The following is a 12767-nucleotide window of genomic DNA, read 5'->3' as shown; positions in this document are numbered from 1 at the left end:
CGTTTCAATCTCAATGCTGCTCTAAAATCATAACTTAGTCCTTTAAAAGTTGCTTAAGTTATTTTTACAAGCTGCCTAACGTAGATGCTAAGTTCATCGTCTGTAATAACAGGTCTTACCGAATCTTACAGTTGAATATCCAAGCTTACTGGAAGGAGCAGGGTATTGCAGAGCATGATTTTCCCTTGTGCTTTGATTTATCTAAGCCAACCATTCGCTTTGACGAAATAGCACGTTCAATGGGAGTTGCAGCAGTCCGAGTCGAGCAGCCAGAAGAGATTGCCCCCGCCATCAAACAAGCTTTATCCCATCAAGGACCATTTTTAATTGAGCTGATCTTAGAAGGTAACGTTCATCCAAATGCGATCGGCGTTAGGTGTGGGCAGTAAGATTTGTCGTACTAGGAAGAGAGATTTTATGCATCAAGAGGCGGACTATCAAAGCAGGCGACAACAGAAAATTACAAGACGAAGAATGTTGCTTGTAACCGGAGCTGGACTCTCAGCACTAGTTTTGAGTAGTTTTAATCCCTTGCAACTCTCTGCCCAGACTCCTAAGAGAGCCCTGTCATCCAACGATATCTTGGCGATTCAGTAGCTCAATAGCAACTATTTCTATACTCTTGATGCCCTCAAAGAAGGCAATAACGCTGTTAAATGGGCAGATACATTCACGCCTGATGGTATATTCTCGCTAACGAGCGCGGATGGGACAGTTATAGTACAGGCGACAGGGACGCAGGAGTTAATCAATACTTACAATGCCTTTCCTGACGTGCAAGCTACTCGGCACTGGAACAATAACCTCCTGATCGAACCTGATTTCGGAGGTGCTAAAGGAGGATGTTATGTCATCGCCATGAATATCCAGAGTATTCCCGCCACAATCGTTAGAACTGGATTATACGAAGATCGATTAGTGAAATTTGGCGAAAATTGGAAGTTTCAAGCTCGAACTCTCATCCTCGATCCTAACGTCCCTGCACCAACGATGAACTATATTCAATAACTTTAGAAATAACTTTCAAGACAAACAACTTTACCGATCGCTACAACTAACGCACTACTCCTAACTTCATAAGGTTTCATATGATCCATCAACTTATATTTGCCCACCCTAAGCCAGGTATCACTGAGAAAGAGTTCCAGGATTACTGGGTCAATTTTCATGCAGTTTACTATGCCAGTAAGATTTCTCAGATCAAGCGTTACTTGGTTGATACCCGCATCCCATTTGGTCAAGAGCCAGAAGACCCTCTTTTTAGTGGTGTAGCGGAAATATGGCTAGAGAACGAGGAAGAGCAACTAGCATCTCTTCAGTCAAAGGAGTTTTTAGCAGGAGCGCGGCTGGATGAGCCTAACTGGGCAGCTTTCTGGCGCACTATGGTACTAGATACAACAGCTCACGTCCTGATGGAAGGCGAACCTTTGAAAAAAGATTCGACTTTGGTTAAAATTTTTGCTCTAGTTAAGCGTAAGGCTGGAATGCCGCTGGAGGAATTTCGTCAATACAGTTTGGAGGTTCATGCGCCCAAGGATCTAAAACTTCCAGGTCTACGGCGTTATCTTCAGTGTCACGTGCGCGATAGTTTCTACGCTATTGGAGAATCAATCCTCGATTGTGTTTCACAGTTGTGGTTTGATGACATTCAGTCGCTAGAAAAAGCTTTGAACTCGCCGCAAGGCAAAGAATCTGAGTGGGATTTAGCTAATTTTGTCGAACCTAAATATGCTCATACCTTTGTCGCAAAAGAACATTGGATTATTGGTCCAGAATTCCGCTAGCGATCTAGAGCATGGTATTCGATTTGGATAAAAATCATGACAGATAAAAGTGAAGGTCTTCTAGCTACTGTGAAGCATCTCGGAGTTTCTATTGCAGTGTCGAATCTGGAAGCAACAGCTAGGTGGTACAAAGAGCAATTAGGTTTCGAGGAAGTCCTAAGAAGAGAATTCCCAGAATTTGGCACTCGGATTGTATTTATTGAGACAAACGGTGTCAGAATCGAATTGATCGAGGATAAGAATTGGCATCCTGTAGACCGTCCAGATCCCCCCCAACACACTTCAATTCAAGGTGTCAGCCAGATTACTTTCAAGGTTGATGACATTCAAGCAGCGATCGCACGGGTCAAAAGCCGACCGATCAAAATTGCTTGGGATCTCGTTATTGTCAAGGATATCGGTTTTAAAGAATTTTTTATCAGAGACAACGAAGGTAATATCATTCAATTTCTAGAAACGTTTGAACCCATACGTTAAGCGGCTATCAAGATGCGCCAAAATCATTGAGGCACAAATCATGACTGATATCAAAGCAATTGTAATCGGCAGTGGTTTCGGTGGAGCAGTAGCTGCCTTACGCTTAGGACGAGCAGGAGTTGAAACTCTTGTTTTAGAGAGGGGACGGCGCTGGACAATTGAAGATCCTACTAAAAATGCAACTTTTGCAACATTTAGAAATCCAGATAGACGAGCAGAGTGGCTGAATACAGTCACAAAAACTCCAGGTTATGAAGGAATTCCGATTGAAAAATACACCGGGGTACTCGAAATTTTAGAAAGAGGAGACTACAAGTTTTTAGTCGGGTGTGGTGTGGGTGGTGGTTCTTTGGCATATGGGGGAATTTTAATTCAACCACCGCAGGAACTATTCGAGCAGGTGTTTCCTAGCTCCATTAACTATGACGAAATGGATGCTGTTTATTTTCCCCGAGTCCACTCTATTATTGGCAGCGCCCCTATTCCAGATGATGTTCTAGAAAGTGAATATTATCTGGGATTAAAGGTATTGGAACAACACGCTCTCAAGGCAGGATTCCCTTATGTCGAATCTACCAATTGTGGCTTAATCAACGGAGTTAATCGATTTCCAATGGGAATTGATTGGGATATTGTCCGAGAAGAAATGGTAGGAAAAAGAGTGCCATCTGTGATTGCAGCTGAGTTTTGGTTTGGCAATAACAGTGGTGGTAAAAAAACACTGGATCGAAACTACCTAAAGTTAGCTGAGGAAACGGGTGCCGTTGAAATTCGCACTCATCATGTTGTCACCAAAGTTGCGGAAAGACCAGAAGGTGGTTATGCAGTTGTAGTAGACATAATTAACGACTCTGGTGAAGTCATGACTCGACAAACTTTAACTTGTGAGTACCTGTTCATGGCTGCTGGTGTCATGGGGACTTGCGAACTCCTAATCAAAGCTAAAGCTAAGGGAGATTTACCAAAAATCAACGATCGCATAGGACAGGGATTTGGCAACGATGGCGATACCTATGCCTTTCGCACCAATCTGTCAGAAACTACCAACCCGCATTTAGGCGGTCCAGGTGCGATCGCTGTTCTCAATTATGATAATCCCATTTTTCCCTGTGTGATGATGCGAGCGCCATTACCGAGATTTGAACGAGATTTTCCGAATAAAAATGTCATTGGTAGCTTTGTCTTTGCTATGACCCCTTATCGAGGCAACTTTAGCTACGACCCAGCTTCAGATACAGTCCAATTAAATTTTGCCAGCGACCCCAAAGCCAAAGAAGCTGCTAAGTATTTAGCCGAACTGCTGAGCGAGAAAAATGGTGGCGAAGTGCCTCCGATTGCCTCTCAGACGACTGGTCATCAACTGGGAGGAGCCTGTATGGGTCAAGTTTGCGATGACTGCGGGCGCGTGGAAGGGCATTCACACCTATATGTTGTCGATGGTGCTTTAATTCCAGGGTCTAGTACCTGTGTCAATCCGGCACTGACAATCGCGGCGATCGCCGAGCGTTGTCTAGAGCGGATTTTGGCTGAGGATATTCAACATTCATGACTTTTGGGGAGGTCAATCATGAGCCAGGAAGAAACACAGAAAGTCGCCGAAAAGTGGTTCAACGCGCTAGATCTAGCTGACTATGAAACCGCAATGAGTTGTCTGGCAGACGATATCGAGTGGATCAATCTCCAACCAGTTAAGGGTGTCAGCGATATCATTCCCTGGATTGGTACGTCTCACGGTGTTGCTGAGGTGACAAAATCTTTTCAAGTCCGCGATCGCATAGCTGAGGTTAAGGTTTTTAAACCTGTCGAGCTAGTCGTGCAAGGCGATCGGGCATTTGGCACCGTGCATGACATGACAACAATTAAAGCAACTGGACTCACCTTCGACATCACTTTTGCTACCTGGATGCAGATTCAAGATGGGAAAATTGTGAAATGGAAATCTTACTGCGACCCGTCCCCGATCGTTGCAGCATTTCGGGGAGATTCAAAGGCTCGTTTAATCGAAGCTGTAGAAAATGAGGAGCTAGAGGCAGCTACAAGTCTCCTACAACAGGGAGCCGATCCTAATACCCGCAATCCAGAAAACGGATTGACTGTATTAATGACCGCCGCCTGTCACGCCAATGTTGCAATGGTGAAATTATTGCTCGATGCTGGTGCAGACGTTCTAACTACCGATCGTAAAACTGGGGCAACTCCCTTACATAAAGCTTGCCAGGGCGGTAGTGTAGAAGTCGCTCGGCTGCTTTTAGATGCCGGAGCATTTATTGACGCTGTTACGCCGACAATGGGTCATACTCCAATTATGGATGCCCTGTGGTACAAGTGGTTGGAATTGGTGAAGTTACTCGTCGAACGAGGGGCAAACCTCAATTTGAGTACTCACTATGGCTTTACGCTAGACGATCACCTTAACTTTGAACTCAACGTCAACCAAGGCGAAGAAAAGCAGAAATTTATTGTCATTAAACAAATCGTTGATGCGGGTAGAAAAGCTGCACGAGAAAGTATTGAATCTCAACAAGTCATGGCAGCAACCGATCGAGGAAATCTGGATGCAGTTAAGCAGTTAATCGAGAATAAGGCTGATGTCAATACTGTTTATCCTCACATAAATTCCTTTCTCGATGGACATACTCCTCTTTTAGTTGCTGCCCGCGATGGGCATACAGAAATCGTCAGGGAACTCTTGAAAGCAGGTGCGAAAGTCAGGGTCGAAGACTGGGTATTTAAGGGGTCTCCTATCCATAAAGCAACTTATAACGGTAATCCTGAAATTTTGAAAATGCTGGTGGAACACCCCGATATCGATCTGGACGTGCAGGGACCGATCAATGGTTACACGCCCCTTCACGATGCTCTTTGGCATGGAGATAACGAATGTGCTGAAATTCTGATTAATGCGAATGCCCGATTAGATTTGAAAGGACATGATGGCAAAACACCTTTGGATATTTCTATTGACGTATATGGTTCAGATGGTGAAATCCCAAAATTGATTCGCTCAAAAATGATATGAACGGAAGCTTCATTGAGGACGACTTTAGACTGTAGGAAATGGATTATGTTGGTTTCTCATTTGTACCAGTCGGGATCTCGGCATCACTTTTCTAAAGGGGTACTAAAAAACCGGGAAGAAACAGCAAAACTGCAAGGAAAAAAAATTGGTATTCTGATTGAAAGTGACTTCTACGAACATGAAATTTGGTATTACCATTACCGCTTTGCAGAAGAAGGTGCTGAAACTCATCTCCTCACCCGCTTGTGGGGGCAACAGTCTTTAACTTTTCAAGGACATGAATATCATGCACCGCTGGATTGTCATGAAAGTTTTGAGGATATAGACGATCGCGAACTCAATACTTATGCTGCTATCATTGTACCATCTGCCTTTGTAGCTGACCGTCTCAGGTATACAGAAGATCTAAGCCAACTTCCACCAGCTACTGGATTTCTGAAGCAAGCTTTTGCCAATCAAAACATTTTGAAAGGAATTATTTGTCATGGTATGTGGCTAGTTGCACCTGTGCCAGAACTAGTACGCGATCGCCGCGTGACTTGCCACAACAATTTGCATGGTGATGTTGTGAATATGGGTGCTATCTACACCGATCGAGATGTGGTTGTGGATGGAGATTTAGTCACAGGACGTAGCGGCGCTCATTGTCACTTATTCGCCCAGAAAATCATTGAAATACTGGCTGTAAGATAAACATTAAATAATAGAGGAAGTGGGGTATGACGCTAATAGTAGATCCGCCCAAAACTGCATATAAAATAGAGAAGGGACACCCACATCCTTTGGGAGCAATTCCAGATGAAAATGGGGTAAACTTCTCGATTTTTTCAGAACATGCTACAGGTATAGAACTATTGTTGTTTGACGAACATGATGACCCAGAACCCATCCAAGTTATTCAATTAGACCCCGATGTCAATAAAACATTCCACTTCTGGCATGTCTATGTCAGCGGGCTGCAACCAGGGATGCACTACGCCTATCGAGTTGACGGTTCTTCCGATCGCAGTGGCGGACACCGCTTTGATAAAAATAAGCTGTTAATTGACCCATATGCTAAAGGAAATAACAAAACTCTTTGGCAGCGAATGAATGCATGTTTACCTGGTGATAATTTGACGACATCAATGAGAAGTGTTGTCATTGATACATCAGAATATGACTGGGAAGGCGATCGCCCGCTCAATCGTCCCATGAGCGAAACTATCATCTATGAGATGCATATTGGCGGGTTTACTAAGTCACCGACATCGAGTGTCAAGCATCCAGGAACATTCGCTGGAGCGATCGAAAAAATTCCTTACCTTAAGGAATTAGGCGTTACAGCAGTTGAACTCATGCCTGTATTCGAGTTCGACGACACAGAAATTCTGCGGGATGTGGACGGCAAGCCCCTGAAGAACTACTGGGGCTACAGTACTATGAGTTACTTTGCCCCTCACACTGGTTATTGCGTTAACCCTCAAATCGGCAACCACGTTCGAGAGTTTCGCGACATGGTTAAAGCCCTGCATCAAGCTGGGATTGAAGTAATCTTGGATGTAGTTTTTAACCACACCGATGAAGGCAACCATCAGGGACCTGTCTTCTGCTTTAAGGGCATTGACAATAGCATCTACTACTATCTGGTGGCAGGAGATAAGCAGTACTACTACGATTACACTGGCTGCGGCAACACATTCAACTGCAACCATCCCATCCCTGAAAAGCTAATTGTCGAGTCTCTCGAATACTGGGTGAAAGAATTGCATATTGACGGCTTCCGCTTTGATGAAGGGTCAGTCCTATCTCGCGGGCAAGATGGAGTGCCGTTACAGTATCCGCCAGCCATTTGGAATATCGAGTTATCTGAAACGCTTGCCGATACCAAAATCATTGCTGAAGCTTGGGATGCGGCTGGACTTTACCAAATTGGCTATTTCCCAGGGTATCGTTGGGCAGAGTGGAACGGACGCTATCGAGATGATATTCGGCGCTTTGTCAAAGGTGAGTCTGGCATCGTGGGTGCTGTTGCGGCTCGGATTGCTGGTAGTGCTGACCTATACCAAAATCACGGACACTTGCCGATCAATAGCGTGAATTTTATTACTGCCCATGATGGTTTCACGTTAAACGATCTGGTTTCGTACAACCAGAAACATAACGAAGCAAATGGAGAAGGTAATCGAGATGGCATTGATGAGAATTTGAGCTGGAATTGTGGCGTTGAGGGTGAGACGAGCGATCGCTGGGTGGAAGATCTGCGCGATCGCCAGATTAAGAACTTTGCCGCCATTCTCCTGCTTTCCCAAGGCGTACCGATGATTGTGATGGGGGATGAAGTCCGGCGGACTCAAAAAGGTAATAATAACGCCTATTGTCAGGATAACGAACTCGGTTGGTTTGATTGGAATCTGGTTGAGAAAAACAGCAAATTGTTCCGATTCTGGAAGTTAACGATCGACTTCCGCCTACGCCATTCCAATTTACATCGCTCCCGTTACTTCACGGGTAGTGTAAATCAGCGTGGCTTAGCAGACATCTCCTGGCATGGTTGCCAGTTATACAGCCCTGGTTGGAACGATCCCAACGCTCGCGTTCTGGCATTTACCTTAGGGGGTTTCAACGAAGAGGCAGACATTCATGTCATGCTCAACATGTACTGGGAAGAACTTGAGTTTGAAATTCCTGCCGTTGCAGGCAAGCAGTGGTATAGAGCTATAGACACCGCTCAGAATTCTCCCTTAGACATTGCAGAACCAGGCAAAGAAACCCTGGTAACAAGTAACACCTACTTTGTGCAAAGTCGTAGTGTTGTTGTACTAATTTCTCAGTAATTTTGTTAATTCTTTCTCTACATTTAAAGCAAATCCAATGAATAAAATAGACTTTACTTTCTCAGACTTGATTGCTGGGTATGTAACACAGTTTGACAAGACCAAAGACACCTTTAGCTTAAAAACCTCCGACAATCGAGAATTTCTCGTTCAATTAGCCCCGACTGCCTTTGGCGAACTGGTACGTAACTTAGGAGAGGCGTATCGCGATGCGACTGCCCAAATGCGAGAAATGCTTGTACCAGGACGATTTGTCTTTGCTTATGGCATCTTTTACCCAGATGGAGAAAACGGCGACTGCGCTTTTGCAGCCAATCACCTTGTTTTTCTGGGTCGTAGCGAGAACGAATACCTGTTTGAAACGCAAAACTGGTGGATTAAGCAGGTGCGGCAGTTAGCCGATTTCTATCTAGAAGCTGAGTTTGGCGACGGGGAAATTGACTACTCCGAATACCGTACTAACCTCACCATCGCAGGAGATAAGCAAAAGTCCGGTCGTCAAGAAACGGACACGATCTCGCGTCTAGTTTATGGCTTTGCCTCTGCTTATTTACTCACTGGGGAAGATCGTTTTCTAGAAGCTGCGGAAAAGGGTACGAAATATCTGCGCGAACATATGCGTTTCCGCGATGAAAGCGAGGGTATTTGCTATTGGTATCATGCTGTTGATATTAAGGCGGACGGCAGCGAGCAAAAAATCTTTGCCTCAGAATTCGGCGATGACTACGACGCAATTCCTTGCTACGAGCAGATTTACGCCTTGGCAGGTTCTACGCAAACCTACCGAATCACAGGCGATCGCTTAATTAAAGATGACATCAAGGCAACGGTTAATCTATTTCACCGATTTTTCAAAGACAAAAGTGAAAAAGGCGGCTACTATTCTCACATCGATCCAATTACCCTTAGTCCCTATAGTGAATCCCTTGGGCGCAATCGGGCTAAAAAGAATTGGAACTCGGTCGGCGACCACGCCCCCGCCTATTTAATCAATCTCTGGTTAGCCACTGGCGAACCAGAATATGCCGACTTCCTAGAGTATACCTTTGACACGATCGCTGCCCATTTTCCCGATTATGATGCTAGTCCTTTCGTCCAAGAGAAATTTAATGATGACTGGTCAAAAGACTACCATACAGTGCAGCAAAACCGAGCAATTGTGGGTCACAACCTGAAAATTGCTTGGAACTTGACGCGGATGCACAGTCTCAATGCCAAAGAAACATATAAAAATTTTGCTGAGAAGATCGGTCACGTTATCCCTGGCGTTGGTTGCGATCGCCAGCGCGGTGGCTGGTATGACATGGAAGAAAGAGTATTAGCTCCAGGTCAAAAGTTCTATCGGCTCGTCTGGCACGATCGCAAGGCTTGGTGGCAACAAGAGCAAGGAATTCTGGCTTACTACATCATGGCTGGTGTCTATCAAGACCCTGATTTCATTCGGTTTGCCCGCGAAGGTGCTGCCTTCTATAACGCTTGGTTTCTGGATACCGAATCTGGTGGGGTCTATTTCAATGTTTTAGCCAATGGACAACCCTACGCACTGGGTACGGAACGCGGTAAAGGCAGCCACTCAATGGCTGGTTATCACTCTTTTGAGCTGTGCTACCTAGCAGCTATTTATATCAACTTGTTGATTAATCAGGAACCAATGGATTTCTACTTCAAGCCAATGCCTGGAGGTTTCCCAGATAATATTTTGCGAGTACAGCCAGATATTCTACCACCTGGCAGCATTCGGATTGGAGAAGTGTGGCTCAACGGTCACAAATACACTAATTTCGATCCTGAAGCGTTAACGATCGAACTACCAACCGATCGAAATGAAATGAAGTTCAGAGTAAGAATAGTGCCTGCTGGGGTTGATTTCGATGCTGACTTGATAGAAGTCAGCGATGGGGTAGCGAAGATCGATTTAGCTGGTTCCCTAGAGCCAAGCATGTTGAAATATTTTAAGGAAGAGTTGGAGAAGGCTCATGGAGTCAAAGGTGTGATCCTGAATATGCAAGATCTCAAGTCGATCTCCGATGAGGCTTTGCGGTATCTTGCCTTTTATAAACAAAAAGCTGGCAGTGATTTTAGTATCGCTGTCTTGGGTGCTGAAGGATCTGTGAAAGCAGCGATCGAGCAAAGCGAACTCAATGAAGAAATCAGTTTGCTAGCTCAGTAAAAGGTTAAAGGTTAAAGGGAAAACCTTTAACCTCACAAATCAACTTGCCAAGTTGATGCTGAATCCTATTTTACTAAGAATACTGAAGCTACAAGCTTAAATTGAGATACTCTATCAACCTTAATTTTAGCTCTGATTTTTATCGTCGCTAAAATCATTGCTAAACTTGGATTTTCTGCAAGACTTGTTGAACTATTTTGTGTAAATAGACATGCGTAGAAATTTTGTTTATTTTTCTGCTCTGTTATCCTTTTGTCTACCTATTAATGAACTCAAAGTCATTGCTCAAGAAACTTCTGAGAAAAAACCTACAATTCAATTAACTCAGACTCTACCCAAGCTCGATCGATCTACTGAAGTTGTAGTAGGGATGTATTTGATCGATTTTGATGATTTTAATGAACAAGAAGAGTCTTTTACACTCGATGGTTACTTGTTTTTGAATTGGAGAGATGAACGTCTAGCTTTTAATCCAAGTCAGACTGGAGGAAAACATAAAACTTACAACTCAGGGCAAATTTGGACACCTAATGTAAGTTTTTTGAATATTGAAGGCAAGCGAGAAGCAGCTTATAAAGAATTGAAGGTAAAACCTGACGGTACTGTATCTTACAAGGAAAAGTTTACAGGTCAATTTAATTACGAACTCGACCTGAAAGAATTTCCTTTTGATAATCAAAAAATTCAAATTATCCTCACAACCTTAGATGATAGTAAAAACATAATTTTCACTGTAGATAAGACCAAAACTGGCAAATCTCAAGATGCTTTTTTGGCGGGATGGACAATCGGAGAGGAGCAGGCAAATGTCAGAACCATTAAATCAGATATTGAAGAAGCATATTTTCCAGAATTTGTGTATGAAATTGATGTTTTTCGTTATTCTAAACCATACATTTGGAATATAATTCTTCCACTCTTGTTTATCATTGGACTTTCCTGGACGGTATTTTGGTCGAGGTCTTTTGAATCTAATACTGTTATAGCTACCAGTTCTTTATTATCAGCGATCGCCTTCAATATAGTAGTTGCAGAAGAATTACCAAAAGTTGCTTATCTAACTTTCATCAATGGATTTATTCTGATTGTGTATATTTTCATTTGTTTAGTAGTTATTTACACTGTAGTCAAACATCGGCTCGATTTAGAAAAACAGAAAGAGCGATCGTTGAAGATCGATCGGGTAGCACGTTGGTTAGTTCCAGTTATGTTTGCGGCATCCAACATCGGATTACTTGCATTTTTTTTACTTTAAGAAAAAACGATAAATTGAATTGTGGTTTGAATAGATCTTACGGCTAACGTACTCAATTTAAAATAGTAGTCTCTGCTTCTATAACAATCCAAATTGATTTGTGAACGTTGCCTGTGCTGCAACTGCTTCATATTGTATGAGAGTTGTATAGCAGTTCTAAATGATTTGTAAATTCGGCACGTATAAAAAACTTTAAAAATCGAGAAGGCTAGCTTGAAAGCTTTGTCACAGTAATTTGTGTGCTTGTTATCCGATCTAAATTTATCGATCGCACTTATTTTGATTCGCTACCATTTCAGATTGAAAACATCAACCTACTGACTTAAAACTGGTTTAATTTAAATCGCGATTGCCTACACTCTATGTAAACTTGTCTTGGACTTTTATCGGCGTGACACAAATATTAATTGATATGCCCCTGCTATTATCTACTTCCTACTTCTTCATGTTAAAGCGATCGACTTTTGAAATAAGCCTTCTATCTGTTGTAACTTCATCGCAACTTCCCCATCTAGCTTTTGCAAACGTTGCATTTCTGCATCCCGATTTACCTCAAAAGTTTCTTTTTGCTGAACTAGATTATCTAGTTCAGATTTTCGAGAGATAATATCATCGTCGATCCGTTTAGTTACTTCTCGTTCGTAAGCATCAAAATATTCTTTCACGCCGTTATATACAGCAAGCCATTGTTCGCTAGCTACCTGCGGTAAATGTTTAATTAATTCTTTCTCAGCCATTTTAACTAATTCTTGACGTACCCGATCTGCTTGCAAAAAATTCATGTTTAAACCAATTAATGCTAATTCTAATAGTTCCCTAAAGATTCTTTTTACAGCAAAAATAATATTATCAATACCAATGACAGCAACATAGTTAAATAAAATATTTTTCCAGTCAAACTCTGCACCCACCATCGCTACCCCAGCTAAGTTACCCCTAGTAAGCGAAAACAATCCCATTGCCCATTTTGTCCAAGCAGGTGTCTTATTGTTTTCAGCCGTACCATTAGAATTAGCTACGACCTTTTGTTCGGTAATTTTTTCGGTTATTTCGTCAGTGACTTGAGAATAAGATTCGCCATGTCGAGCCGCGCTAACGGTAAGTTGGGCAAAGGCTGTATTTAAGTTTTTTTCAGCACTCAACGTCCAATTAGATAATTTATCGTTAATAGAGCATTTTCTAGTCTACTGAGGTACAATAACAGCAATGAGTAAACCAGCCACGTAGATCTTCAACAGAGACTTGA

General features: G+C 42.9%; 9 protein-coding genes and 2 pseudogenes. 10 read left to right on the top strand and 1 reads right to left on the bottom strand.

Annotation, left to right across the window (positions count from 1 at the left end):
* Positions 1-77: 77 nt before the first annotated feature.
* From DSM107010_RS34030 to DSM107010_RS33985, 10 genes and pseudogenes are all read left to right on the top strand, one after another.
* Positions 78-389, top strand: a pseudogene (locus DSM107010_RS34030) (thiamine pyrophosphate-dependent enzyme); the annotation flags it as partial.
* Between the two features lie 226 nt (positions 390-615).
* Positions 616-1008, top strand: a pseudogene (locus tag DSM107010_RS39020) (nuclear transport factor 2 family protein); the annotation flags it as partial.
* A gap of 80 nt (positions 1009-1088) precedes the next feature.
* Positions 1089-1784, top strand: a complete 696-nt coding sequence (locus DSM107010_RS34020; protein WP_106167787.1) for an EthD domain-containing protein — start codon at positions 1089-1091, stop codon at positions 1782-1784.
* 36 nt (positions 1785-1820) lie between these two features.
* Positions 1821-2261: a VOC family protein gene (locus DSM107010_RS34015; RefSeq protein ID WP_106167786.1), complete on the top strand. Its 441-nt coding sequence runs from the start codon at positions 1821-1823 to the stop codon at positions 2259-2261.
* A gap of 40 nt (positions 2262-2301) precedes the next feature.
* Entirely contained in the window at positions 2302-3810 is a 1509-nt protein-coding gene (locus tag DSM107010_RS34010; protein ID WP_106167785.1) for a GMC oxidoreductase, read from the top strand.
* An 18-nt stretch (positions 3811-3828) separates the two neighbouring features.
* Positions 3829-5280 (top strand): ankyrin repeat domain-containing protein, encoded by a 1452-nt coding sequence (locus tag DSM107010_RS34005; RefSeq protein ID WP_106167784.1) that lies wholly within the window; start codon positions 3829-3831, stop codon positions 5278-5280.
* A gap of 45 nt (positions 5281-5325) precedes the next feature.
* Positions 5326-5973, top strand: a complete 648-nt coding sequence (locus tag DSM107010_RS34000) for a DJ-1/PfpI family protein (RefSeq protein WP_015156476.1) — start codon at positions 5326-5328, stop codon at positions 5971-5973.
* Positions 5974-5999: 26 nt separating this feature from the next.
* Positions 6000-8096 (top strand): glycogen debranching protein GlgX, encoded by a 2097-nt coding sequence (gene glgX / locus DSM107010_RS33995; RefSeq protein WP_106167783.1) that lies wholly within the window; start codon positions 6000-6002, stop codon positions 8094-8096.
* Between the two features lie 37 nt (positions 8097-8133).
* Positions 8134-10266 carry an AGE family epimerase/isomerase gene (locus tag DSM107010_RS33990; RefSeq protein WP_106167782.1) on the top strand — a complete coding sequence of 711 codons (2133 nt, stop codon included), beginning with the start codon at positions 8134-8136 and terminating at the stop codon, positions 10264-10266.
* Between the two features lie 211 nt (positions 10267-10477).
* Positions 10478-11521: a ligand-gated ion channel gene (locus DSM107010_RS33985; protein WP_106167781.1), complete on the top strand. Its 1044-nt coding sequence runs from the start codon at positions 10478-10480 to the stop codon at positions 11519-11521.
* Positions 11522-11964: 443 nt separating this feature from the next.
* Here the strand turns inward: DSM107010_RS33985 and DSM107010_RS33980 are convergent, their stop codons facing one another.
* Positions 11965-12690, bottom strand: coding sequence for a hypothetical protein (locus tag DSM107010_RS33980; RefSeq protein WP_338418749.1), 726 nt, complete (start codon positions 12688-12690; stop codon positions 11965-11967).
* Positions 12691-12767 lie beyond the last annotated feature (77 nt).

It is taken from the genome of Chroococcidiopsis cubana SAG 39.79 (assembly GCF_003991895.1).
Taxonomy (GTDB): Bacteria; Cyanobacteriota; Cyanobacteriia; order Cyanobacteriales; family Chroococcidiopsidaceae; genus Chroococcidiopsis; species Chroococcidiopsis thermalis.
This window is presented reverse-complemented; position numbering and strand designations above follow the sequence as displayed.

Excerpts from the sequence above, each read along its gene's own strand:
- DSM107010_RS34020 (WP_106167787.1), top strand. The coding sequence starts at position 1,089 with ATGATCCATCAACTTATATTTGCCCACCCTAAGCCAGGTATCACTGAG.
- DSM107010_RS34015 (WP_106167786.1), top strand. The coding sequence starts at position 1,821 with ATGACAGATAAAAGTGAAGGTCTTCTAGCTACTGTGAAGCATCTCGGA.
- DSM107010_RS34010 (WP_106167785.1), top strand. The coding sequence starts at position 2,302 with ATGACTGATATCAAAGCAATTGTAATCGGCAGTGGTTTCGGTGGAGCA.
- DSM107010_RS34005 (WP_106167784.1), top strand. The coding sequence starts at position 3,829 with ATGAGCCAGGAAGAAACACAGAAAGTCGCCGAAAAGTGGTTCAACGCG.
- DSM107010_RS34000 (WP_015156476.1), top strand. The coding sequence starts at position 5,326 with ATGTTGGTTTCTCATTTGTACCAGTCGGGATCTCGGCATCACTTTTCT.
- glgX (WP_106167783.1), top strand. The coding sequence starts at position 6,000 with ATGACGCTAATAGTAGATCCGCCCAAAACTGCATATAAAATAGAGAAG.
- DSM107010_RS33990 (WP_106167782.1), top strand. The coding sequence starts at position 8,134 with ATGAATAAAATAGACTTTACTTTCTCAGACTTGATTGCTGGGTATGTA.
- DSM107010_RS33985 (WP_106167781.1), top strand. The coding sequence starts at position 10,478 with ATGCGTAGAAATTTTGTTTATTTTTCTGCTCTGTTATCCTTTTGTCTA.